This window comes from Nocardia gipuzkoensis (assembly GCF_021183645.1).
Taxonomy (GTDB): domain Bacteria; phylum Actinomycetota; class Actinomycetes; order Mycobacteriales; family Mycobacteriaceae; genus Nocardia; species Nocardia abscessus.
In genome coordinates this window covers 5,547,699-5,571,189 of record NZ_CP089225.1, presented here as the reverse complement: position 1 = coordinate 5,571,189, position 23,491 = coordinate 5,547,699, and the positions used below count along the sequence as shown (strand labels likewise).

18 protein-coding genes and 1 pseudogene are annotated in these 23,491 nt (G+C 69.8%); 8 read left to right on the top strand and 11 right to left on the bottom strand.

Annotation, left to right across the window (positions count from 1 at the left end):
* Window positions 1-2: 2 nt before the first annotated feature.
* The 5 genes from LTT66_RS25410 to LTT66_RS25390 form a co-directional block, all read right to left on the bottom strand.
* On the bottom strand, window positions 3-830 hold the full coding sequence (locus tag LTT66_RS25410) for a shikimate dehydrogenase (RefSeq protein WP_233060947.1): 828 nt from the start codon (window positions 828-830) through the stop codon (window positions 3-5).
* Window positions 820-2,307 carry an endolytic transglycosylase MltG gene (locus LTT66_RS25405; RefSeq protein WP_233060946.1) on the bottom strand — a complete coding sequence of 496 codons (1,488 nt, stop codon included), beginning with the start codon at window positions 2,305-2,307 and terminating at the stop codon, window positions 820-822. The genes LTT66_RS25410 and LTT66_RS25405 overlap by 11 nt, the downstream gene beginning before the upstream one ends.
* On the bottom strand, window positions 2,304-2,867 hold the full coding sequence (ruvX, locus tag LTT66_RS25400; RefSeq protein ID WP_233060945.1) for a Holliday junction resolvase RuvX: 564 nt from the start codon (window positions 2,865-2,867) through the stop codon (window positions 2,304-2,306). The genes LTT66_RS25405 and ruvX overlap by 4 nt, the downstream gene beginning before the upstream one ends.
* Complete coding sequence (gene alaS, locus LTT66_RS25395; protein ID WP_233060944.1) at window positions 2,867-5,536, bottom strand: alanine--tRNA ligase; 2,670 nt, start codon at window positions 5,534-5,536, stop codon at window positions 2,867-2,869. The genes ruvX and alaS overlap by 1 nt, the downstream gene beginning before the upstream one ends.
* A gap of 96 nt (window positions 5,537-5,632) precedes the next feature.
* A complete protein-coding gene (locus LTT66_RS25390; protein ID WP_181720832.1) occupies window positions 5,633-6,976 on the bottom strand; it encodes a replication-associated recombination protein A in 1,344 nt (447 codons plus the stop codon).
* A 191-nt stretch (window positions 6,977-7,167) separates the two neighbouring features.
* On the opposite strand from LTT66_RS25390, the gene LTT66_RS25385 reads away from it, so the two are divergent.
* Window positions 7,168-8,763: an alkaline phosphatase D family protein gene (locus tag LTT66_RS25385; RefSeq protein WP_233060943.1), complete on the top strand. Its 1,596-nt coding sequence runs from the start codon at window positions 7,168-7,170 to the stop codon at window positions 8,761-8,763.
* A gap of 13 nt (window positions 8,764-8,776) precedes the next feature.
* Here the strand turns inward: LTT66_RS25385 and LTT66_RS25380 are convergent, their stop codons facing one another.
* On the bottom strand, window positions 8,777-9,025 hold the full coding sequence (locus LTT66_RS25380) for a hypothetical protein (RefSeq protein WP_233060942.1): 249 nt from the start codon (window positions 9,023-9,025) through the stop codon (window positions 8,777-8,779).
* Window positions 9,026-9,094: 69 nt separating this feature from the next.
* Window positions 9,095-10,264 carry a phosphotransferase family protein gene (locus LTT66_RS25375; RefSeq protein WP_043694066.1) on the bottom strand — a complete coding sequence of 390 codons (1,170 nt, stop codon included), beginning with the start codon at window positions 10,262-10,264 and terminating at the stop codon, window positions 9,095-9,097.
* Between the two features lie 190 nt (window positions 10,265-10,454).
* Here LTT66_RS25375 and LTT66_RS25370 point away from each other — a divergent pair, with 190 nt between their 5' ends.
* The gene (locus tag LTT66_RS25370; protein ID WP_233069536.1) at window positions 10,455-11,426 is read left to right on the top strand and encodes a hypothetical protein; all 972 of its coding nucleotides are present in this window, start codon (window positions 10,455-10,457) and stop codon (window positions 11,424-11,426) included.
* Window positions 11,427-11,433: 7 nt separating this feature from the next.
* On the opposite strand, the pseudogene LTT66_RS25365 reads toward LTT66_RS25370, so the two are convergent.
* Window positions 11,434-12,349, bottom strand: a pseudogene (locus LTT66_RS25365) (DUF389 domain-containing protein).
* A 127-nt stretch (window positions 12,350-12,476) separates the two neighbouring features.
* Entirely contained in the window at window positions 12,477-14,270 is a 1,794-nt protein-coding gene (gene aspS, locus LTT66_RS25360; RefSeq protein ID WP_233060941.1) for an aspartate--tRNA ligase, read from the bottom strand.
* Window positions 14,271-14,459: 189 nt separating this feature from the next.
* Here aspS and ypfJ point away from each other — a divergent pair, with 189 nt between their 5' ends.
* Together ypfJ and LTT66_RS25350 are read left to right on the top strand one after the other, a co-directional pair.
* A complete protein-coding gene (gene ypfJ, locus LTT66_RS25355) occupies window positions 14,460-15,383 on the top strand; it encodes a KPN_02809 family neutral zinc metallopeptidase (RefSeq protein WP_181720827.1) in 924 nt (307 codons plus the stop codon).
* Between the two features lie 116 nt (window positions 15,384-15,499).
* Window positions 15,500-16,036: a hypothetical protein gene (locus LTT66_RS25350; protein ID WP_181720826.1), complete on the top strand. Its 537-nt coding sequence runs from the start codon at window positions 15,500-15,502 to the stop codon at window positions 16,034-16,036.
* A gap of 75 nt (window positions 16,037-16,111) precedes the next feature.
* Here LTT66_RS25350 and LTT66_RS25345 read toward each other — a convergent pair whose 3' ends face one another.
* Both LTT66_RS25345 and LTT66_RS25340 read right to left on the bottom strand, forming a co-directional pair.
* The gene (locus LTT66_RS25345; RefSeq protein WP_233060940.1) at window positions 16,112-17,728 is read right to left on the bottom strand and encodes a hypothetical protein; all 1,617 of its coding nucleotides are present in this window, start codon (window positions 17,726-17,728) and stop codon (window positions 16,112-16,114) included.
* Window positions 17,725-18,054 carry a type VII secretion target gene (locus tag LTT66_RS25340; protein WP_233060939.1) on the bottom strand — a complete coding sequence of 110 codons (330 nt, stop codon included), beginning with the start codon at window positions 18,052-18,054 and terminating at the stop codon, window positions 17,725-17,727. Before LTT66_RS25340 ends, LTT66_RS25345 begins: the two co-directional genes overlap by 4 nt.
* Window positions 18,055-18,265: 211 nt before the next feature.
* Between LTT66_RS25340 and LTT66_RS25335 the strand changes: the two genes are divergently transcribed.
* The 4 genes from LTT66_RS25335 (at window position 18,266) to LTT66_RS25320 (ending at window position 23,476) form a co-directional block, all read left to right on the top strand.
* Complete coding sequence (locus LTT66_RS25335; protein WP_233060938.1) at window positions 18,266-19,270, top strand: NAD-dependent epimerase/dehydratase family protein; 1,005 nt, start codon at window positions 18,266-18,268, stop codon at window positions 19,268-19,270.
* A gap of 31 nt (window positions 19,271-19,301) precedes the next feature.
* On the top strand, window positions 19,302-20,318 hold the full coding sequence (locus LTT66_RS25330) for an Rv2578c family radical SAM protein (protein ID WP_195064282.1): 1,017 nt from the start codon (window positions 19,302-19,304) through the stop codon (window positions 20,316-20,318).
* Window positions 20,319-20,426: 108 nt separating this feature from the next.
* Window positions 20,427-22,400, top strand: a complete 1,974-nt coding sequence (locus LTT66_RS25325) for a 2-oxoacid:acceptor oxidoreductase subunit alpha (RefSeq protein ID WP_233060937.1) — start codon at window positions 20,427-20,429, stop codon at window positions 22,398-22,400.
* Complete coding sequence (locus tag LTT66_RS25320) at window positions 22,397-23,476, top strand: 2-oxoacid:ferredoxin oxidoreductase subunit beta (protein WP_181720821.1); 1,080 nt, start codon at window positions 22,397-22,399, stop codon at window positions 23,474-23,476. Before LTT66_RS25325 ends, LTT66_RS25320 begins: the two co-directional genes overlap by 4 nt.
* The last annotated feature ends 15 nt before the right edge of the window (window positions 23,477-23,491 follow it).

Below are 23,491 nucleotides of genomic sequence, written 5' to 3'. Positions count from 1 at the left end.
TATCAATTTTTGGGTCGATGCCCCTCGTCCAGCGCCGCCGCCATCTCCGCGCGCGGCGCCGGCCGCCCGGTGAACAGCTCGACCTGCCCGTACGCCTGGTTCAGCAACATCTGCAGCCCGCTCACCACCGTGTGCCCGGCTCGCGCCACCGCCTCGGCCAGCGGGGTGGGCCAGGGGTTGTAGATCGCGTCGAGGACCACCGGGGCAGCTGCCACCGCGGGGGCGACCACCGCGGCCGCCGTGGCGGGCACGGTGCTCACCACGGCGCCTGCCGCCGCACAGATCCCCTGAAGGGTTCTGGCATCGAATCCGGCCAGTGCCGGGGTCATCCCGAGCCGCTCGGCGAGGTCGAGTGCGCCGCCCGCCCGCCCGGCGTCCCGCGCCACCACGGTGACCGACTTCGCGCCGAGTTCCGACAACGCCAGCAGGGCGGGCCGCGCCGTTCCGCCCGCGCCCAGCACCACGCCCTCGGCCAGGTCGGTGACGCCACCGCCGCGCAGCGCGCCGAGCACTCCGTCCACGTCGGTGCAGTCAGCCAGCCAGCCTGCGTCGGTGCGGACCAAGGTGTTGGCCGATCCCACCAGCACGGCCCGGTCGGTGCGCTCGTCCGCGTAGGCCAGTGCCGCTTCCTTGCCGGGCATGGTCACCGAGAGCCCGACCCATTCCGGCCCCAGCCCGTCGACCAACCCGGGCAACTGCTCGGCCGAGCATTCGATGCGCTCGTAGCTCCAGTTCAGCCCGAGTGCGCGATACGCGGCCAGGTGCAGCTGTGGCGATCGCGAGTGCGCGATCGGCTTGCCGAGCACCGCCGCCTTGCGACTATCGGCCACCACTGTCCTTGGAACTGTCCAGAATGCCGCTGCGCTGCGCCCGTGCGATCAGGCGCAGGTGCTCCTGATAGTCGTCGGTGAACAGGGTGGTGCCCTGCTTGTCGACGGTGACGAAGTACAACCACGGCCCCGCCTCGGGATTCTCCATGGCACGCAACGCGTTCAACGACGGCGCGGCGATCGGGGTCCTGGGCAGGCCGCGCATCGCATAGGTGTTCCACGCGGTTTCCTGGGCACGGTCGGCGTCGGTGGTCGCCACCTCGGTGCGATCCAGGGTGTAGTTCACCGTCGAGTCGAATTGCAGCATCTGATCCACCCGCAGCCGGTTCACGATCACCCGTGCCACCTTGCCCATGTCCTCGGGTTTCGCCTCGCGCTCCACCAGCGAGGCGGCGACCAGCGTCTCGTACGGGGTCAGTTTCGTGTCGGCGCCGGACTGCAGCAGTCCGGTGGATTCATAGCTCTTGGCGCTGGCGGTCACCAATTGCCGCAGGATCTGTTCCGGCGTGCCGCTGGGATCGAAATCCCAGGTGCCCGCGGCGATGAGCCCTTCCAGCTGCCTCGTCCGGTCCGGGCAGTCCTTGACACCCTGCGTCGCCCACGCGGGCACCCCGAGCGCGGACAGGTCCAGGCTCGCGCCCGCGGCGTCGAGCTGTTCGTAGGTCACGCACTTCTGGCTGGGGCCGGTGCCGATGCAGCTGGCCTCCGCGATCTTGCGGTAGATGCCGTCATACCGCCCGCCGGTGCTCATGTCGTGCTGGTCGTGCAGCAGCCGCCCCTCGGAGACGACCAGGTTGCCGACCCTGGACTGCTTGCCGACCAGCGCGGCGACCGCCTCCACGGCGGGACTGCGGCTCGGGATCGCGTAGAAGCCCGGCTGCACCGCGCTCATGTTCGAATTCCGCACGGCCGCTTCGATGAACGCACCCGTGCTCTTGACGACGCCCTTCTCGTGCATGGTCGCCGCGATCTGCGTGGAGGTGTCGCCGTCGTGCACTTGCACGATCACCAAGGGACCGGCCGGACCCGCATAGTCCTCCGGCGGGCCGAAACTGGCGATCAGCTTCATGCCCGCGAAGACCACGGCGCCGGCGAACAGCAGCGCGAAGACGCCCCCGAAGATCCACAGGGTCCGGCGGCGCCGCTTGCGCTCGGCGGCTTTGCGCGAGGCGACCCGGGATCGCTTGCCGCGCTGGGAGCGGCCGGAGCGCTCGGGACGCTCGGACCGGACGCGCTTGGCGCCCCTCGGCGCCTGCTCGCGCGTAGCGCTCGCACGCTGCCCGCCACGCCGCGGGGCGGGCGGAGGCGGCGCCGGCTCCTCCTCCTCGTCATCGATGTAGCGCGGGATGACCGTCGTGTCGTCGTCGTAGTAGTCGTCGACCTCGTGTTCGCCCCAGGCCTGGTCGTCTCTCCGGTAACGCCGATCAGCTTCGCGCTGTCGGAACAGTTCCTCGGCCCGCGCCCACCGATCCGTCATGCATCGTCCCCGGGCGACGCAGGACGTCCCGCTTCCACCGACCTCAACACCGCACTCCGTTCGTCCAACCATCCTTGCAGGATCGACACGGCCGCCGCCTGATCGATCACCTGCCGCTGGCCACGCGCGCGAACTCCGCTGTCCCGCAATGCACGTGCAGCTGACACCGTAGTCAAACGTTCGTCGGAAAGCCGGACCGGCACCGACCCGACGGCAGCCCGCAATCGCTCAGCGAATGCGCTGGCCAGCGTAGCCGCAGTCCCCTTCTCCCCGCGTAATGTTCGCGGCAATCCGACGATTACCTCGACTGCCTCGTACTCCCGCACAATTTCGGCAATTCTTTCGATATCGGGTGCGGGCGCCGAGCGCCGCGACTGTTTCGCGCGTGGCACCGTCTCCACCGGCGTGGCGAGAATGCCGTCGGGATCGCACGCGGCGACCCCGATCCGGACACTGCCGACGTCGACGCCGATCCGCCTGCCCCGACCCGGATCGGTGGCGGGATGCGGCCGGTCGGCGCCGCGCTGCGCCGACCTCTCCGGTTCCGCGGGCTCGCCCATCACCCGGCCAGTTCGGCCACCCGCGCGCGGACCGCGGCCAAGCCCGCCGGAATGCCGGACGGGTCCGAACCCGCGCCCTGAGCCATTTCCGGCTTGCCGCCGCCGCGTCCGGCGATACTCGGGCCGAAGCTGCCGACCAGATCGCCTGCCTTGATGCCGAGCTCCTGGGCGGGCTTGTTCACCGCGACGACGAACGGCACCTTGCCGTCGGCGTTGCCGAGCAGCACCACCACGGCGGGCTCACTGCCGAACCGGCCGCGGATATCGGTGGCCAGGGTGCGCAGATCGCCCGCGGGCACGCCCTCGGGCGCGGCCACGGCGACCAGCAGCAGGCGGCCGATCCGCTCGGCCTCCTCGACGAACTTGCCCGCCGAGGACAGCACGGCGGCCATCTTGGTGCGCTCGAGCTCTTTCTCGGCCACCTTGAGCCGCTCCACCAGCTGCTCGACGCGACCGGGCACCTCCTCGGAGGGCACCTTCAGCGCGGAGGCGACACCGGCCAGCAGGGCACGTTCCTTGGCCAGGTACTTGTAGGAGTCCAGACCGACGAACGCCTCCACGCGGCGTACACCCGAGCCGACCGACGACTCACCGAGCACCGTGATCGGGCCGATCTGCGAGGAATGCTGCACATGGGTGCCGCCGCAGAGTTCCATCGAGAACGGGCCGCCGATCTCCACGACGCGGACCTCGTTGCCGTAGTTCTCGCCGAACAAGGCCAGCGCACCCATCTGCTTGGCCTTCGGCAGGTCGGTGACGAAGGTGTTCACGGGGAAGTCGGCGCCGACCGCGTCGTTGGACACGGCCTCGATGTCGGCCTTCTGCTGCTCGGACAGCTGGCCCTGCCAGTTGAAGTCGAAGCGCAGGTAGCCCGGCTTGTTCAGCGAGCCGGCCTGCACGGCGTTCGGTCCGAGCACCCGCCGGAGGGCGGCGTGCACCATGTGCGTGCCGGAGTGGCCCTGGGTGGCGCCGCGCCGCCACGCCGGGTCGGCCTGGGCGAGCACGACATCGCCCTCGGTGACCTGGCCGTGCTCCACGGTGGTCTTGTGCACCCACAGCTTCTTGGCGATCTTCTGCACGTCGTTGACCCGCAGCTTCAGGCCCGATGAGGCGGTGATGGAGCCGCGGTCGGCGATCTGGCCGCCGGACTCGGCGTAGAGCGGGCTGCGGTCCAGGATGACCTCGACGTCCTGGCCCACGGTCGCGGTGGGCACCCGGACGCCGTCGGCGATCAGGGCGAGCACGGTGGCCTCGGAGGTCAGCTCGTCGAAGCCGGTGAACTCGGTGGCGCCCCGGTCGACCAGCTCCTTGTAGATGGTGAGGTCGGCGTGGGCGTGCTTGCGGGCCTGGGCGTCCTCCTTGGCGCGCTTGCGCTGCTCGGCCATGAGCGAGCGGAAGCCCTCCTCGTCGACCGACAGCCCGGCCTCGGCGGCCATCTCCAGCGTCAGATCGATCGGGAAGCCATAGGTGTCGTGCAGAGTGAAGGCGTCCGACCCGGCGATCGTGCCGCCGCCCTCGGCCTTGACCGCGGCGGCGGTGTTGTCGAACAGCGTGGAGCCGGTGTTCAACGTCTTCAGGAACGCCGTCTCCTCACCGACCGCGACGGTCTCGATCCGGCGGAAGTCGGTGGCCAGCTCCGGGTAGGACGGGGCCATCAGGTCGCTGACGATCTTCATGAACTCGCCCATCACCGGCTTCTCCGCGCCGAGCAGGCGGGCCGAGCGCACGATGCGGCGCAGCAGGCGGCGCAGCACGTAGCCGCGGCCGTCGTTGCCGGGGTTCACGCCGTCGGCGATCAGCATGGCGGCGGTACGGGCGTGGTCGGCGATCACCCGGAAGCGGACATCGTCCTCGTGCTGGACGCCGTAGGAGCGCCCGGTCAGCTCCTCGGCCTTGTCGATGATCGGGCGCAGCAGGTCGGTCTCGTAGACGTTGTCCACGCCTTGCAGCAGCAGCGCGATCCGCTCGACGCCCATACCGGTGTCGATGTTCTTCTTCGGCAGCGACCCGACCGGCGGATGCCCCAGCTTCGGGCTCAGCTCGCCACGAACGTCCTGCATGAACACGAGATTCCAGATCTCGAGGTAGCGGTCCTCGTCGGCGACCGGACCACCGTCGCGGCCGTGCTCGGGCCCGCGATCGTAGTAGATCTCCGAGCAGGGGCCGCCGGGACCGGGCACGCCCATATCCCAGTAGTTGTCCTTGCCGTCGCGGAACTGGATGCGCTCCTCGGGCATGCCCGCGACCCGCTTCCAGATCTCGGCGGTCTCCGGGTCGTCCTGGTAGACGGTCACCCAGATCCGCTCGGGATCGAACCCGTAACCGCCCTCGTCCTGTGGCTTGGAGATCAGCTCCCAAGCGAGGGTGATCGCCCCCTCCTTGAAGTAGTCCCCGAAGGAGAAGTTGCCCGCCATCTGGAAGAACGTGTTGTGCCGCGTGGTGACGCCGACCTCTTCGATGTCGCCGGTCCGCACGCATTTCTGCACGCTGGTGGCGCGCGGGTAGGGCGGCGCTTCCTGACCCAGGAAGTACGGCTTGAACTGGACCATGCCTGCGTTGACGAACAGCAGGTTCGGGTCGGCCAGGATCAGCGAGGCACTCGGCACCTCGGTATGGCCGGCACGGAGAAAATGGTCCAGGAAACGCCGTCGAATCTCGTGGGTCTGCACGAATACCCAGCCTACCGGTGCCGCGCACGCGAATTTTCATCGACCGGGGCTGCCCGCGCGTCCCGGCGACCGGCCCGCGAACCGGTCTCGTGGCGGTCAGCCTCGGACGATGCGGCGCAGCTTGTCGACTCTGGGGCCGATCTCGCGTTCGTGGCCGTGATCGGTGGGGTGGTAGTAGTCGACACCGACCAGTTCGTCGGGCGGGTACTGCTGGGAGAGCACGCCGTCCTTGTCGTCGTGCGGGTACCTGTAGCCCTGGGCGTTGCCGAGTGCCGCCGCGCCCGGGTAATGGCCGTCGCGCAGGTGCGGCGGGACCGCGCCCGCCTTGCCCGCCGCGACGTCGGCCATGGCCGCGCCGATCGCGGCCACGACGGCGCCGGATTTCGGGGCGGTCGCCAGGTGGATCGTGGCCTGCGCGAGCGCGAGGCGGCCTTCGGGCAGGCCGACCAGCTGCACCACCTGCGCGGCGGCGGTCGCCGTCTGCAGCGCCGTCGGGTCGGCCATGCCGATGTCCTCGCTCGCGTGGATCATCAGCCTGCGGGCGATGAAGCGCGGGTCCTCCCCCGCGCTCAGCATGCGCGCCAGGTAGTGCAGCGCGGCGTCGACGTCCGAACCGCGGATGGACTTGATGAACGCGCTGATCACGTCGTAGTGCTGGTCGCCCGCGCGGTCGTAGCGGACCGCGGCCTTGTCCACGCTGGCCTCGACCAGGTCCACGTCGACGGTGCCGTCGAGCGAGGATTCGGCCGATGCTTCCAGGGCGGTCAGCGCGCGGCGGGCATCGCCGCCCGCGATGCGGACGATGTGGTCGAGCGCGGCCTCGGTCACCGTGTACTCGCCGGCGAGGCCGCGCGGATCGGCGATCGCGCGAGTGAGCACCTGGCGGATGTCGCCTTCGGTCAGCGACCGCAGTTGCAGCACCAGCGAGCGCGACAGCAGCGGTGACACCACCGAGAACGACGGGTTCTCCGTGGTCGCGCCGACCAACAGGACGATCCGGTTCTCCACCGCGGCGAGCAGGGCGTCCTGCTGCGTCTTGGAGAAGCGGTGCACCTCGTCGATGAACAGCACGGTCTGCTCGCCCGCCGAGACCCTGCGCCGGGCCAGGTCGATGACCGCGCGCACCTCCTTGACGCCCGCCGACAGCGCCGACAGCGCCTCGAACCGGCGACCGGTGGCCTGCGAGATGAGCGCGGCCAAGGTCGTCTTGCCGGTGCCGGGCGGGCCGTACAGCAGCACCGAAGCGGCACCCGAACCCTCGATCAGCCTGCGCAGCGGCGAGCCGGGACCGAGCAGATGTTGCTGGCCGACCACTTCCTCCAGCGCAGCCGGACGCATGCGCACGGCCAGTGGCGCACCCGCGTCCCTGCGCACCACCGTGTCGATCGAATGCTCCGGGGGCACCGCGGCGCCGGGCACGTCGAACAAACCATCGCTCACGCGGAAAACGTTACCCAGCCGCACCGACAGCACGACATGCCGTGCCCGCCCAGCGGTCCCGCGGCCCGGACCAGCGCGAAGGCGGGCCGAGTTGCGAGGCGCCATTACTTCGGTTGGGATCGGGACCCGTGCCTGAAAACGCTTCCGTTTCAGATCCCTCGTCCGTTCCGCGCTTCGCTCGGCGCACACTCTTGGCGGGCACCGCGGCCGCCGCCACCGCCACCGCGGTCCGGGGCGCCGGACGCGCGGCAGCCGCCACCCAGGTTTTCCGGCACGGCGTCGCCTCGGGCGACCCGCTTCCCGAGGGCGTGATCCTCTGGACCCGCGTCACCGTCTCCGACGACGCCGTCCCCGGCTCGGGCCTGGGCGACCCGGCGGCCGTGCGCTGGGAGATCGCCGCGGACGACCGGTTCGCCTCGATCGCCGCATCCGGAACCGCGACAGCCGCGGCGGAGTCCGACCACACCGTCAAGGTCGACGTTTCCGGCCTCGCGCCGAGTGTGGAGTACTTCTATCGCTTCAGCGCGCTCGGCGAGACCTCCCCCGTTGGTCGTACCAAAACCGCGCCCGCCACCGCGGGCACACCGGAGCGTCTCCGATTCGGCGTGGTCTCCTGCTCGAACTGGGAGGCGGGCTACTTCGGCGCCTACCGCCACCTGGCCGCCCGCACCGACCTGGACGCGATCGTGCACCTGGGCGACTACATCTACGAATACGGCCGGGGCAAGTACGGCGGCCGCAACGGCACCGTGCGTCCGCACGAACCGGCCGACGAGATCGTGAGCCTGGCCGATTACCGCGTCCGCCACGCGCAGTACAAGACCGACCCGGATCTGCTCGGCCTGCACGCCACGCTGCCGTTCATCTGCACCTGGGACGACCACGAATCCGCGGACAATTCCTGGTCCGGCGGCGCGAACAACCACGATGCCGCCACCGAGGGCGACTGGGCCGACCGGCGCGCCGCCTCCGCCCGGGCCTACCTGGAATGGATGCCGGTCCGCGCGTCCGGGTCCGGCGCCGACGTGCGGATCTACCGCAGGCTGCGCTTCGGCACCCTGGCCGAACTCGCCATGCTCGATCTGCGCAGCTACCGAGACCAGGAGGCGAAGCCCGGAGCGCACTGGCGGGACGCCGACGATCCGGCGCGCAGCCTCACCGGCAAGGCTCAGATGGAGTGGCTGACCGCGGGCCTGGCGTCGGCGCCGGTGCGGTGGAAGCTGGTCGGCAACTCGGTGATGATCGCTCCGCTGGTCTTCCCGCCGCCGCTGGAGCCCGCCACCACGGCGGCGATCACCAGCACCGTGGGCGTCCCGCAGGCCGGCCCGGCGCTGAACGGCGACCAGTGGGACGGCTACACCGCCGACCGCGCCCGCCTGTTCCGCGCCATCCTCGACCAGCAGATCTCCGACGTGCTGTTCCTGACCGGCGACATCCACTCCTCGTGGGCAGCGGATCTGCCGGTGGACGCGGCGAACTACCCGGGCGGGGCGACGGCGGGCGCGGAGTTCGTGGTGCCCTCGGTGACCTCGACCAGCATCGGCGATCTGCTCCGGATGAACTCCGCGCCGCTGGCCGCATCGCTCGCGACGGTCAACCGTCATCTGCGCTACGTGGAACTGGATTCGCACGGCTACGGCGTCCTGGAGGTCACCGCGGACCACGCGCAGATGGACTGGTACTACCTACTCAACGTGGCCGACCCGAATTCCGGTGTACGCCATGGCGCTTCGTTCGCCGTCCGTTCCGGGGGACGGATCGAGCCACGGCAGGTGCCGCTCGGCTGACCGACGTGGAAGATCACTCCCCGCCGGCGCATCCCCCACCACCGCCGCCGCATCCTCCGCCTCCTGCGGAGTAGTTGTTCGGTTTGCCCTTCCGCCACTGCCGACCGCGGGCTGCTTTGCTGAGCTGGGCCCCGGCCGCGCGGGCGCGAGTCGTCGTGTCTTCGCCGATCCGGCCGCGGGCCCTGTTCCGTCGCACGATCACGACGCCGAGCGCGGCGGCGATGAGACCGATCGCGAACACGACGAGCAGTAGGTAACCCACCCGATACTCCCCCTTCCCCGCGCCCGCTCGCGTCCTCGGCGGGCCCGGCCGACGCCCGCCGGCGGAGACCTACTCCGACCAGCGCTCTTCCAGCATCGCCGACACGTCCTCGGCGAAATCACCCACGATGTCGTCACCCGTGCACCGCGCGTCTTCGGCGAGCGCGGCCCAGCGGTTGATCAGCGCCGCCGAGCGCGGCACCGACAGGCCGTGCTCCCTGGCGGCCGCGATGCGCGTGTGGTCGGCGGGCAGGAACCAGTAGGTGGACAGCCAGACCCAGATCAGCCTGGCTTCCAGAATTCGTTCGTCGAGCTGCTCGTCGTCGGCCAGCGCGGGCCAAACGCCGACGACCTCCGCGCGCCACGCCTCCACCATCTGCTTGGCGCGTTCGCGGGAGAGCTCGACATCGCACAGGCAGCCGGGGAACGACACCAGGGCGTAGGCGATGTCCAGGGTGGCGTCGCGGAATCCGCCCCACTCGTAGTCGAGGAAGCGAGCGCCCTCCTCGTTCAAGATCACATTGTCCGGGCACAGGTCCGAGGGGCTGAACGCCCGGAAGCGGCCCGCGGAGTACAGCCGATTGCCCCGCACGATCCGCTCGGCGATCTCGCCGGGCACCTCGATGCCCAGTTCGCGCTGCAGCAGTCCGGGCACCTCCGCGATCGCCGATTCGGCCTGCTGCGCGATGCCGTCCACCCGGTGCACCACGTCCACCCGGCGCAGCAGCGCGACGAAGTCCGCCTCGCGCCCGACAGTGGCGGCGTGCATCCGGCCCAGCGCCTGGGCGAAAGCCATCAGGGCGTTGCGGGCCGCGGTCTCGGTGCCCGACCGCAGCACGGCGGTCAGCAGCGAGTTCTCGCCGAGGTCGCTGAGGATCAGCAGGCGGTCGGGGAGGCTGTGCGCGATCAGGTAGGCGCCCGGCCGGTGTTCCCGGCTCAGAGCGGTGGTGAACTGGTAGGACACCGCCTCGCGGAGGAAAGCGGAATCGATGCTGGCCACCCCGGGCGCCAGCCCTCCGGTGCGGCGATCTTGGGCGGCTCCGCGAACCTGCTTGATGATCAGGGTTCGCGGTAACGAGAATGCGTTCTCCGCTACACGCACGCGTAGGACCGTCGTCCTACCACTACCGCTGAGTTCGATCGGATCGCTCAGCTTTACCGGAGCACCCATTCGCTTTGTGAGCAACTGTTGCGCTGCGGACACGACTTCGGCGGCGCGTTCGGCCAATAGTGCGGTCATCGACTCTCAAGCTACTCGCATCCGGTCACTTCTAGCGAGCGGTTACACAACCTTTCCGCGTCGCTCGGCGTGTCTCCGGCGAGGCCGGAGCGCGACCGCAGGTCGCTTGACACCTCGACAGCGGTCGGGTTTTCTCATCGTCAACTGCCATGCGCCACACCGCAAACCAGTTGAGTGGAAAGGTCTACGCATGACCGAAACACCGCCCCCCGCACCCAAACCATCAGCTGGCGGCGCTACCTCCCCGAACGACGACGAACGCTTCGCGCCACGGCCGGGCCAGCACGAGAGCCCGCATCCGCAGGCTTCCGGTCCCGGGACCGGCCATCCCCGCCACGAGATGGCGGGTTCGTCCGGATATCCGCAGTTCGAGGGCCCCGGCGCGGCGCACTACGGCAGCGAACCGCTGGAGCCGCCCCCGCCGGTGGGCGGCCCGCACCCCAGCTACGGCCCGCAGGGCACCGGGCCGGGATGGGCGCCGCCCGGCCCCGCGCAGGCGCAGGAGCCGGTCTACGGCTACCAGCAGGTCCAGGTGGGTCCGAGTTCGCTGGACGTCGGTCAGGCGCTCAGTTACGGCTGGGCGAGGTTCCGGGCCAATCCGGGGCCGTGGGCCGGGGTGACCGCGGTCGGCCTGGTCATCTACCTGGCATTCCTGCTCGTCGTGCGGATCACCGACCCGACGACGATGCTGCCACTGCTGCTCATCTTCCTGGCGGTCATGGCCGCGATCTGGCTGCTGCAGGCGGCCATGGTGCGCGGCGCGCTGTACGAGGCCGACGGCACGCCCCCGCCCTTCGGCGCCTACTTCCGCTTCGTGAACGCGGGCAACGTGCTGCTCACCGCGCTACTGGCGTTCACACTGACTTTCATCGGCTCGGCGATCTGCCTCGTCCCCGGTCTGATCGCCGGCTGGCTGTGCATGTTCTCGCTGCATTTCGTGGTCGACCAGGACCAGGGTCCGTTCGAGGCGCTGAAGTCCAGCTTCACGCTGGTGGTCGCCAACGCCGGGCAGGTGCTGCTGCTCGCGCTGGCGGTGCTGGTGGTGACGTTCCTCGGCCTGCTGCTGTGCGGGTTCGGCCTGCTGATCGCGGGCCCGGTCGCCACCATCGCGGTGACCTACGCCTATCGCACGCTCACCGGCGGCACCGTCGCGGCATACTGAAGCGCGGTCATCCGCCGATCCGAACGCGTGTCCCGATCCACCGCTTGAATCGCCCCACCGGTCCGGCCTCGCTGCCCGCGCGAGGCCGGAGGGCGAGTACCACGATCCCGGCCACGACGATGCCCGCCATGTTCACGGCCAGCTGCCCCGCGGACAGAAAACGCCACCCGCCACTCCCCCAAAGTCGCGGCGACGACGGCGAATCCGGCCGCGGGCACGGTCGTCACCGAGATGAACACGCCGACCAGCGCGGCCGATTTCGCGGTCACCAGCGACAGCATGCCCGCCGCGCCCGCCAGTAGTGCGACGACCAGGGAGAACGGCCCTACCTGGTAGATGAAGTCGACCTCGTGGATGCTCGACACCCCATCGATGGCGATCCAGCCGATCTGCTGCCACACCACTGTCGCCAGTAGCGTGACGACCATCGCCACCGGGAAGCCGACCGCGAGCGCCGCCGCCGACCGCCGGACCAGCTGAAAGTCCCTGCGCACCACCGCGACCGCGAAGGCGGCCAGCGGCCCGAACTCCGGGCCGACGACCATGGCGCCGACGATGGTCACCGGCGAATCGGTCGCGACGCCGACGGCGGCGAGCAGGCAGGCGATCGTGAGGAACGCCAGGAACGCCGCGCTGAGGCTCGACTCCTCGTGGGTCTGCGCGAGCAGTTCCTCCCACACCACCGCGTCGCTCGGATCGCCGGGCGCCTCGTGCACCGCACGCTCACCCGCGTCCGACAGAACCGTCTCGACCGGCGTGAGTGTCATACCGCCGGACCGGCAGATACCCAGCGCGGTCAGGTCATCGAGTACGTCGTTGGCGGCTTCACGAGCCACGTCCGCCTGCACGAGATCGCCTTCCGGCTCCAGCGCGAGGCCGCGTGCCAGGGTCACGTGCGTGACCCCGGGATCGGCGGCGAGCACCTCGAGCGCCGCCTAGGTGATCTCCGGCGGGCTGATCATGCGCAAGTGCAGCAACGGATTTCCTCGCGGTCGGCGTCCTCGAGCAGGGACGCGGCTGACCAAAAGTACCGTTCGAGCGGTTGCTCCGCTACGACGCGGTCGCGGCGCCGGCAGTCTTCTGCTGCTCCGGCTTGACGTCCAGTCCCGCCTCTTTGCGCTGCTGCGCGGTGATCGGCGCGGGTGCGTCGGTCAGCGGGTCGACGCCGCCACCAGTCTTCGGGAACGCGATGACCTCACGGATCGAGTCCTCCCCCGCCAGCAGCGCGGTGACCCGGTCCCAGCCGAAGGCGATCCCACCGTGCGGCGGAGCGCCGAAGGCGAAGGCGTCCAGCAGGAAGCCGAACTTCTCCTGCGCCTCCTCCTGACTGATCCCCATGACCTCGAAAACGCGTTCCTGCACGTCGCGGCGGTGGATACGAATCGATCCGCCACCGATCTCGTTGCCGTTGCAGACGATGTCGTAGGCGTAGGCCAGCGCCGAGCCCGGGTCGGCGTCGAAAGTGTCCAGCGACTCCGGCTTCGGCGAGGTGAAAGCGTGATGCACCGCGGTCCACGCGGAGTGGCCCACCGCCACGTCGCCGCTCGCGGTCGCCTCGACGGTCGGCTCGAACAGGGGCGCGTCCACGACCCACACGAACGACCAGGCGTCCTCGTCGATGAGCCCGACCTTGCGGGCGATCTCCACACGGGCCGCGCCGAGCAACGCACGCTGCGCCTTCGGTGCGCCCGCGGCGAAGAACACACAGTCACCGGGGACCGCGCCGACGTGCTTGGCCAGCCCCTCGCGCTCGGCTTCGCTGAGGTTCTTGGCGACCGGGCCGCCGAGCGTGCCGTCCTCGTTCACCAGGACGTACGCCAGCCCCTTGGCGCCGCGCTGCTTGGCCCACTCCTGCCAGGCGTCGAGCTGTCGCCGCGGCTGGCTCGCACCGCCCGGCATGACCACCGCGCCCACGTAGGGCGCTTGGAACACCCGGAACGGGGTGTCGGCGAAGTAGTCGGTGCACTCGGTGATCTCCACGCCGAAGCGCAGGTCGGGCTTGTCGGTGCCGAAACGGCGCATGGCCTCGGCGTAGGTCATGTGCGGGATCGGGGTCTGGATCTCGTAACCGACCAGCTTCCACAGCGCGACCAGGATCTCCTCCGCCAGCAGGATCACGTCCTCCTGGCGTACAAAGCTCATCTCGATGTCGAGCTGGGTGAATTCCGGCTGGCGGTCGGCGCGGAAGTCCTCGTCGCGGTAGCACCGCGCGATCTGGTAGTAGCGTTCGATGCCGCCGACCATCAGCAGCTGCTTGAACAGCTGCGGACTCTGCGGCAGGGCGTAGAAGCTGCCCGGCTGCAGGCGGGCGGGCACCAGGAAGTCGCGCGCGCCCTCGGGCGTGGACCGGGTCAGCGTGGGGGTCTCGACCTCGATGAACTCGTGGCGGGCGAGCACCTCACGGGCGGCCGCGTTCACCCTGGACCGCAGCCGGATGGCGTGCGCCGGGCCTTCGCGGCGCAGGTCCAGGTAGCGGTGCTTCAGGCGCGCTTCCTCACCGGGCTGCTCGTCCAGCTGGAACGGCAACGGAGCGCTCTCGTTCAGCACTTCGAGCTCGCTGACGTTCACCTCGATGGCGCCGGTGGGCAGTTCGGGGTTCTCGTTGCCGCTCGGCCGTGCCTCCACGGTGCCGGTGACGCGCACGCAGTACTCGGCGCGCAGCCGGTGCGCCTGTTCGGCGGGTTCGCCCTCGCGGAAGACCGCCTGGGCGACACCCGACGCGTCGCGCAGATCGATGAAGATCACCCCACCGTGGTCACGCCGCCGGGCCACCCAGCCGGTGAGAGTGACGGTCTGACCGGCATGCTCGCTTCGCAGCGAACCAGCCAAGTGGGTGCGCAGCACGGGGTTCCTTTCGACGACTCGGCACCGGGCTCGGTGTGACCAGGTGCGAGACCATCGTAGTGAGACACATTCCCCGAGTGGAAACCGATATCACCGCGCCCGTGCCAAGCTGTACCCGCGGAGTGTGAACCGGGGCTCGTACGACCGAGGGCTGTGTGACCCCGACGGACAAGCGAGAAAGCGACGGCGATGACCTTCAACGAGGGCATGCAGATCGATCCGGACCGGGTTTCCTCCGGCGGTCCCGGCATGGGCGGCAAACTCGCGCTGGGCGGCGGCGCGGGCGGACTCATCGTGCTGGTACTGACGCTGCTGATGGGTGGCGACCCCGGCTCCATCCTCGGCAATTTCACCGGCGCGCCCGAGCAGAGCCAGACCCAGCCCGGGACGGAGGGCACCCCGAGCCACTGCAAGACCGGCGCGGACGCCAACAAGTACGTCGACTGCCGGGTGGCGCTCACCGCGCAGAGTCTGGACGCGGTGTGGTCGGCCGAGCTGCCGAAGCAGGCCGGCAAGCGCTATGCCGAGCCGAAGGTCGTGCTCTTCTCCGGCGCCACCTCCACCGGCTGCGGCAACGCCACCAGCGATGTCGGCCCGTTCTACTGCCCGGCCGATCGGACCGCCTACTTCGACACCAGCTTCTTCCAGGATCTGGTGGATCGCTTCGGCGCCAGCGGCGGTCCGCTCGCCCAGGAATACGTGGTGGCGCACGAGATCGGCCATCACATCCAGAACCTGCTGGGTGACCTCGGCCGCGCACAACGCGATCCGCGCGGACCGGAGTCCGGCGCGGTGCGTACCGAACTGCAGGCCGACTGCTACGCGGGCATCTGGGCGCATTTCGCGGACCAGCAGCCCGCGCCCGGCAGCGACCAGCCGTTCCTGAAGCCGCTGTCGGACAAGGACGTCGCCGACGCGCTGTCGGCGGCAGCGGCGGTCGGCGACGACCGCATCCAGCGCGCGGCGCAGGGCCGGGTGAATCCCGAAGCCTGGACGCACGGTTCGTCCGAGCAGCGCCAGAAGTGGTTCCTCACCGGTTACCGGACCGGTCAGGTGCGTGCGTGTGACACGTATTCGGCGCAGGACCTCAACAATCCGCCCACCGTGCGGTAGAACCGGATCGGATCCGATACAGCGCGCCGGTACCGCAAGGGCCGGCGCGCTGTCATGATCTACGGCAGTCCGCCTGCGCCGCAGGCGAACACGGACGGCACCGGAAGATGGGATCGATGCGAGTAACGAAAGCTGTTCTGCTGGTTGTGCTGCTGATCGTGGCGGCGGGCTCGGGCGCCGCAACGGCCGACCCGGCCCTGGATCGCCCCAGTGCGCTACCGCCGATCGCCGCACCGCTGGCACTGTTCACGCTGACCACCATCCCGGATGGTTGGCAGGCCCGGACCGATCTCCGCCCACAGCTGGAGATCTTCGCCGACGGCCGTGCGGTCAGCAGCCCCGACGCCGTGGCCGCCGACCGCCGACCCGAGACCGCGCCGAAGCGGATCGACGGTCACATTCCGCCCGACGTGCTCAGCGCCGCGCTGGCCGAGACCAACGCACTGGCCGCGGCGGACCTCGGCGTGCCGAGGCCCATCGATCAGAGCAGCCGGATCATCGACTACATGCCGCAGTCACCGGCTCAGGATGTGCATCTGGTGGTGTACTCGCCGGAAACCACCGAGGGGCTCGGCAGCGAGCAGCAGGCCGCACGCAAGCGTTTCGCCGACCTCTACAAGAAGTTGCTCGACGCGTTCGTCCAGGACAACTGACACTCGCTCGTCACTCGGCCCGAACGGCCACGGTCCGTTCGGGCCGAGTGCCGCGCCGGGCACCCGGGGATCGGGTCAGAACTGGTCCTGCTCGTAGTCCGAACTGATGATCTCGTCCGAGTGCGTCGCGCCGATGACGTCCGGCGTGGATTCGCCGAGCGGACCGGTGAGATCCTCGTTGCCGGTGGGGCTCTGGTACGGCTGCACCGTGCGCGAGTGCTCCTCCTCGTTGCTCCGTTGCCCCGCGGCGCCCGCCGGACCACCCATGAAGCTGCTCGATCCCGCGGGTGTGGTGCTACCGGGTGCGCCGGTACCGAGCGAAACGCCGGGGACACCGGCGACCGAGCGGATCGGTGGGACCGTGGTGCCGGGCAGGCCGGTGGCCTTGGGCACCGAGGACGTGCTCGGGCTTCCGGACCGGCTGGGGTTGCTGCCGAGCAGTCCGCTCGGCACCCCGTGGTTGGAACTGGGACTGTGCGTGTTGTGCACCGACGACGGAGTGGTCGTCGGGCTCGACGTTCCTGGCGTGTAGGAGTCCAGGCCCGCCGCCTTCGTCGCGGTCTCGGACGCGGTCGACTGCGCCTGCTCCAGGATCGGCTGGCCGACGTTCTGCGCCAGCGCCTGCGCGACCTCCTGGGGCGCGGGCCCGCCGCCCGGCGCGACCAGCTGCTGCACCATGCTGCCGAGCTCGCCGGTCTTGCCCGCCAGATCCCCCCGGGTGGCGTTGACCACGCCGACGGCGCTACCGAGATGCTCGGTGGCCGAGGCGATCAGCGCCGCCTGCGCGGGCGGGGTGAGGATCACCGGCGCGAACGCGGTGGCCTGGGTGGCGAACGAGGACGCGATCCCGAGCAACTGGGCATTGCCCTGCTGCACGACCGCGGCGGCCCGCTGCGTGATTTCGGAGATGTCGATGCCGCGCTTGCTGGTCTCCTGCCCCTCCACGTTCGCCTGCTGGCTCGCGGCCTGGGCATTGCGGGCGGCCTGGCTCTGCCACAGCTGCTCGACCGTGCTGATGCTGCCCTTGCCCACCTGCATCGCCATCTCGATGACCTTGGAGGACTGGCTGAGGATCGCGGTCGGGTCGAACGCGCCGATGACACCGGTGCCGAAGCTGCTGAGCAAGTCCAAGATCGGCTTCATCAGCAGGTCCACGCCGGGCAGCGCGGGAACCGCGACGCCCTGCATCAGCGCGGCGACCGGGTCGGCGGGCAGCGCGGGCAACGACGCGGCCGCGGCCGAAGCCTGGTTCACCGCGGTGCTGATCGCGCTCGGCGCGGCGGCGAGCGCGCCGTCGAGCACACCCTGCGCCTGCCCGAGTGCGGACTCGGCTACCGGCGCGGCGACGTGCTCGACCGCGGTGTTCATGTCGCCGAGCAGCGCGGACACCTCGTGCGGCATCCCCGCCGTGTCCTCCGCGCCCGGCGCGCCGCTCAATCCGGGCAGACCGGCGGGCACAGCGGCGGCCGATTGCTGATCCTCGGAGATCTTGCGCGACAGCACGAATGCGGGCGGCTCGATGGGCGGCAGGTCTTCGGGCAGTTGCGGCAGCGGCACGTCGAGCATCGCCTGGGCCGGTGCCTGCTGTAGTGCCTCCAGCACGGTCTGCTGGCCGATGGCGACGTTCTGTTCGGCCGCGTGCGCGACGGCGTCGTCCTGCGGCGCGATGACGCCGCTGTCCAGTGGCCTCATACCGCGTCTCCGATCCGGCCCGCGATCGACCCGAGCGCGCCCGCGTTGGACCAGTCGACGGCGTCGTAGGCCGCGGCGGCGCTGAACGCCGACTCCGAGAGCTTGCTGTACTTGGCCGACAGATCGTTGATGTCCTTGGCCTGCAACACCTGCGCCGCGGCGAACATCGCCAGGTAGTCCGCCCCGATCAAGCCGAACACCGGGACCAGCGCGGAAACGTTGCGCACCGCGTCGAAATTGCCCGCCCCCGCGAGATCACCGGCGATTCCGGCGTTCGTGGCGGCGAACGCCCGGACCGCTTCGGTCTCTACCGAGAGATCACTCATCGAGTTGCCCCCCACATCGTCGTACAGATCTGCGTCATGAACTTGTCGTGATCCGCCGGCTCCCTGCCGAATCGGCAAGGGCCGCTACGGTTGCGCCCAATATAGCGGACCGGACCGGCATGTCACGAGCCCGAACGCGCCGGGCGACCGGGCGAGCCGGACAAAATTGGAACGTGTTGCAAATTAGAACAAGTTCTATATTCTCTGTCCCATGAAGGTCGCAGTGACCGGCGCAGCCGGCTACCTTGGCACGAATCTGCTCCGCATCCTCACCGAGCGCGGCCACCAGGTCGCCGCCATCGATCGGGCGATTCCCGACGAGCCCGCGGCGCCCGGCGTCACCTGGGTGCGCGGCGATGTGCTCGACCCGGCCTCGATGCGTGCCGCGCTGGACGGCGCCGAGGTGGTCTACCACCTGGTCGCGGTGATCACGCTGGCGGAGAAGAACGATCTGGCCTGGCGGGTGAACACCGAGGGCGTGCGCGTGGTCGCCGAGGCGGCGCTGGCCGTCGGCGCGCGCCGGATGGTGCACGCCAGCTCGATCCACGCGTTCGACCAGTACAGCTGCGGCGGCCGGATCGACGAGAACGCGCCCCGCTCGACCGACCCGGCGCTGCCGGTCTACGACCGGTCCAAATGGGCGGGCGAGGTGGCGCTGCGCACAGTGATCGACCAGGGCCTCGACGCCGTGCTGTGCAACCCCACCGGCGTGTTCGGCCCGCTGGACTACAGCAAGCCGCTCTCGCGCATCAACCGGACACTCAAGGACGCGGCGCTGGGACGCGTGCCCGCCATGATCGGCGGCGGATTCGACCTGGTGGACGTGCGCGACGTGGCCGAGGGCCTGGTCCTGGCCGCGGAACTCGGCCACACCGGCGAGAACTACCTGCTCGGCGGCTCGATGATCTCGATGCTCGAACTGTGCCGCGCCGCCGCGACCCACGGCGGCAAGCGGGGGCCGCGGTTCGCCATCTCCCCCAAACTCGTGTCCGGCGTCATCCCGGTCCTGGCCCCGCTCGGCAAGCTGTTCAACTCCGACATCGTCTCCAAGGCCGCGCTCGGCGCCCTCATCTCCGCGCCCGTCGTCGACCACGGGAAGGCCGAACGTGAGCTCGGCTACCGGCCACGCCCGCTCGACGACACGGTTCGCGACCTGGTCGCCTTCTTCGCCGACCCGGCCCGGCTCACCCCGCCCGACACCAGGCAGATCGCTTGACAGTTCCTAGAACACATGTTCGACTGAGGGGGTGCGTTGGCAGAGCCAGACCTTGGACGCCGAGGACGGCGCCTTGCCCGGGCTGTCCCGGGCCGGTCTGGTGCGCACCGTGCAGACGCCGGAGTTCGAGGGCATCACGTTTCACGAAGTGCTCTGCAAGAGCGCACTGAACCGGGTGCCCGAGGGCGCGAGCGTGCCGTTCCAATGGACGGTCAATCCGATGCGGGGTTGTTCGCACGCGTGCCGCTACTGTTTCGCGCGCGGCACGCACGAATATCTCGACCTGGACGCCGGCCGGGACTTCGATTCGCAGATCGTGGTGAAGACGAACGTCGCCGCGGTGCTGCGCAAGGAACTCGGCAGGCGCTCCTGGCACCGCGAACCGGTGGCGCTGGGCACCAACACCGATCCCTACCAGCGCGCCGAGGGGCGATACCGGTTGATGCCGGGCATCATTCGCGCACTGACCGAATCCGGCACCCCCTTCTCCATCCTCACCAAGGGCACCCTGCTGCGCCGCGACCTGCCGTTGCTCACCGCGGCCTCCCGCGAGGTGCGGGTGAGCCTGGCGGTGTCCATCGCGATCCTCGACCAGGATCTGCACCGGAGTCTGGAGCCCGGCACACCGTCGCCCCGGGCCCGGCTGGACCTGGTGCGCGCACTCGCCGACGCGGGTTTCGCGGTCGACGTCCTGGTCGCCCCGGTCATCCCCTGCCTCACCGACGGCCGGGCGCACCTGGACGCGATCTTCGGCGCGATCGCCGATGCCGGGGCGGATTCGGCCGTCGCGTTCCCGATGCATCTGCGCGGCAGCACGCGGGGCTGGTTCCTGTCCTGGCTGGCCGAGCACCATCCGGCGTTGCTGCGCCGGTACCGCCAGCTGTATCGCCGGGGGGCCTACGTCACGCCGGAGTACTCCGCCTGGCTGCGCGCGCGGGTGGCTCCGCTGCTGGCGGAGCACGGCCTGACGGCGCGCACGCGAGCCGAACCCGAGACACGACGCCCAACCGCGCACACGACCGGCTCGCAACTGGCATTGTTCGCCTGACGCCAGCATCGCGAATCTCGCCGGTCCCGCGCTTCGGCGGCGCGCACCGCATTCGACGGAGTAGTTTGGCGATGGCACCTCTCAGCGACGAGGAAGTGAAGCAGGCATATGGTTTCACACCAAAAAGATGTCGGCACAGCGAAATTGGAAAAGGTCGTCATTCGGTTCGCCGGGGATTCCGGCGACGGAATGCAGCTGACGGGCGATCGCTTCACCCACGAGGCCGCCGCCTTCGGTAACGACCTGGCCACCCAGCCCAACTTCCCCGCCGAGATCAGAGCGCCGCAGGGCACCCTGCCGGGCGTCTCGTCGTTCCAGATCCAGATCGCCGACTACGACATCCTCACCGCGGGCGACCAACCCGACGTGCTGGTCGCGATGAACCCCGCCGCGCTCAAAGCGAACCTGGAGGATCTCCCGCGCGGCGCCACCGTCATCGTCAACACCGACGAGTTCACCAAGCGGGCCGTGACCAAGGTCGGCTACCCGGCCGATCCGCTGGCCGACGACACCCTGTCGGACTTCGTGGTGCACCGCGTACCGATGACCTCGCTCACCCTCGGCGCCACCGAATCGACCGGCATCGGCAAGAAGGAGGCCCAGCGCGCGAAGAACATGTTCGCCCTCGGCCTGCTGTCCTGGATGTACGGCCGGCCGATCGGCGGCACCGAGCAGTTCATGCGAGAGAAGTTCGCCACCAAGCCGGACATCGCCGAGGCCAACGTGCTGGCGTTCCGGGCGGGCTGGAACTACGGCGAGACCACCGAGAGCTTCGCCACCACCTACGAGATCGCGCCCGCCAAGCTGCCGCCGGGCACCTACCGCCAGATCACCGGGAACACCGCGCTCGCCTACGGCCTGATCACCGCCGGTCAGCTCGCGGGGCTGCCGGTCTTCCTCGGCACCTACCCCATCACGCCCGCCTCGGACATCCTGCACGAACTGAGCAAGCACAAGAACTTCGACGTCACCACCTTCCAGGCCGAGGACGAGATCGCGGGAATCGGTGCGGCACTCGGCGCTTCGCTCGGCGGCTCGCTCGGGGTCACCAGTACCTCCGGTCCCGGACTCGCGCTCAAGAGCGAAACCATCGGCCTCGCGGTGATGACGGAACTGCCGCTGATCGTGATCGATGTGCAGCGCGGCGGGCCGTCGACCGGCCTGCCGACCAAGACCGAGCAGGCCGACCTGTTGCAGGCGCTCTACGGCCGCAACGGCGAATCGCCGGTGGCGGTGCTCGCGCCACGTTCCCCCGCCGATTGCTTCGCCACCGCCGTGGAGGCGGCGCGGATCGCACTCACCTACCGCACGCCGGTGCTGCTGCTGTCCGACGGCGCGATCGCGAACGGTTCCGAGCCGTGGTCCATTCCACGGGTGACCGAGCTGGAACCGATCGACCCGGCGTTCGAACCGGAAGGCGACGACTCCGACCCGTTCCAGCCGTACGCGCGCGATCCCGACACGCTCGCGCGCCCGCTCGCCGTCCCTGGCACGAAAGGCCGCGCCCACCGGATCGGCGGGCTGGAGAAGGCCGACGGTAGCGGCAACATCTCCTACGACCCGGCCAATCACGAACTCATGGTTCGCCTGCGTCAGGCCAAGATCGACGGCATCGACGTGCCCGACCTCACGGTCGACGATCCGGACGGCACCGCCGAGCTGCTGTTGATCGGCTGGGGCAGTTCCTACGGCCCGATCGGCGAGGCGTGCAGGCGCGCGCGGCGGCGTGGTGTCGCGGTCGCGCAGGCGCATCTACGACATCTGCATCCGTTGCCCGCCAACCTCGGTGAGGTGCTGCGCCGCTATCGCGTCGTGGTCGCGCCGGAGATGAACGGCGGCCAGCTGGCCACGCTGTTGCGGGCGAAGTACCTGGTCGACGTGCGGCCGTGGACGAAGATCGCGGGCACGGCGTTCTCCGCCCAGGAACTGGTCGGGGTCATCGACGCGGCGCTGGACGGGTCGATCGAGGAAATGGAACAGAACAAGGTCTTCGCCGCACGGGCGCGGGCCACCTACCGACCCTGCGCCGGGCCGAGCGCGGGCGAGACAGCCGCCGATCGCACAGCTGGGGGTGACGCATGACCATCGTGGAGACCTCACTGGTCGGTACCGATCTGGGATTGACCGGAGTGTCCGGTGTGCCGTCCGCGGACGGACCGCAGAAGGTGAAGGACTTCACCTCCGATCAGGAGGTGCGCTGGTGCCCCGGCTGCGGCGACTACGTGATCCTGGCTACCGTGCGGGGCTTCCTCGCCGAACTCGGGTTGCGCAGGGAGAATCTGATGTTCGTGTCCGGGATCGGCTGCTCCAGCCGCTTCCCGTACTACTTGGAGGCCTACGGCATCCACTCCATCCACGGTCGCGCGCCCGCGATCGCGACCGGTCTGGCGGTCAGCAGGCCCGACCTGTCGGTCTGGGTGGTGACCGGTGACGGCGACGCGCTGTCCATCGGCGGCAACCATCTCATCCACGCGTTGCGCCGTAACGTGAACATGACGATCCTGCTGTTCAACAACCGGATCTACGGCTTGACCAAGGGGCAGTACTCGCCGACGTCGGAGCAGGGCAAGGTGACCAAGTCGACCCCGATGGGCTCGGTGGATCACCCGTTCAACACCCTGTCGGTAGCGCTGGGCGCGGAAGCGACCTTCGCCGCCCGCGCGCTGGATTCCGATCGCGCCGGGCTCACCGAGGTGCTACGCGCCGCCGCGGAGCATCGCGGCACGTCGTTCGTGGAGATCCTGCAGGACTGCCCGATCTTCAACGACGGCTCGTTCGACGCGCTGCGCCGGGAGAACGCCGCCGACCATCTCATCCCGCTACGGCACGCCGAGCCGATCCGTTTCGGCGCCGAGGGCGAATTCGCGGTGGTTCGCCGTGGTTTCGGGCTCGCGGTGGCTCGCGCCGACAGTGTCTCGGAGTCCGACATCGTGGTGCACGACGCCTACGCCGACGACCCGGAATACGCCTACGCGCTGTCGCGGCTGTCCGATCAAGGACTCGACCACGTCGTCACCGGGGTCTTCCGCCAGGTCTCGCGACCGACCTACGACGACGGGGTGCGCTACCAGACGGAGACGGCTCGCGAAAAGAAACCCGTCGGTCCGGACTCGCTCCAGTCCCTGCTCACCGGACGCGAGACCTGGACGGTCGGGTAACCAGCCGCTGATCGC

Coding starts and splice junctions, on each gene's coding strand:
- LTT66_RS25335 (WP_233060938.1), top strand. CDS start 18,266: ATGAAGGTCGCAGTGACCGGCGCAGCCGGCTACCTTGGCACGAATCTG.
- ypfJ (WP_181720827.1), top strand. CDS start 14,460: ATGACCTTCAACGAGGGCATGCAGATCGATCCGGACCGGGTTTCCTCC.
- LTT66_RS25325 (WP_233060937.1), top strand. CDS start 20,427: ATGGTTTCACACCAAAAAGATGTCGGCACAGCGAAATTGGAAAAGGTC.
- ruvX (WP_233060945.1), bottom strand. CDS start 2,867: ATGGGCGAGCCCGCGGAACCGGAGAGGTCGGCGCAGCGCGGCGCCGAC.
- LTT66_RS25350 (WP_181720826.1), top strand. CDS start 15,500: ATGCGAGTAACGAAAGCTGTTCTGCTGGTTGTGCTGCTGATCGTGGCG.
- LTT66_RS25320 (WP_181720821.1), top strand. CDS start 22,397: ATGACCATCGTGGAGACCTCACTGGTCGGTACCGATCTGGGATTGACC.
- LTT66_RS25375 (WP_043694066.1), bottom strand. CDS start 10,264: ATGACCGCACTATTGGCCGAACGCGCCGCCGAAGTCGTGTCCGCAGCG.
- LTT66_RS25405 (WP_233060946.1), bottom strand. CDS start 2,307: ATGACGGATCGGTGGGCGCGGGCCGAGGAACTGTTCCGACAGCGCGAA.
- LTT66_RS25345 (WP_233060940.1), bottom strand. CDS start 17,728: ATGAGGCCACTGGACAGCGGCGTCATCGCGCCGCAGGACGACGCCGTC.
- LTT66_RS25340 (WP_233060939.1), bottom strand. CDS start 18,054: ATGAGTGATCTCTCGGTAGAGACCGAAGCGGTCCGGGCGTTCGCCGCC.
- LTT66_RS25370 (WP_233069536.1), top strand. CDS start 10,455: ATGACCGAAACACCGCCCCCCGCACCCAAACCATCAGCTGGCGGCGCT.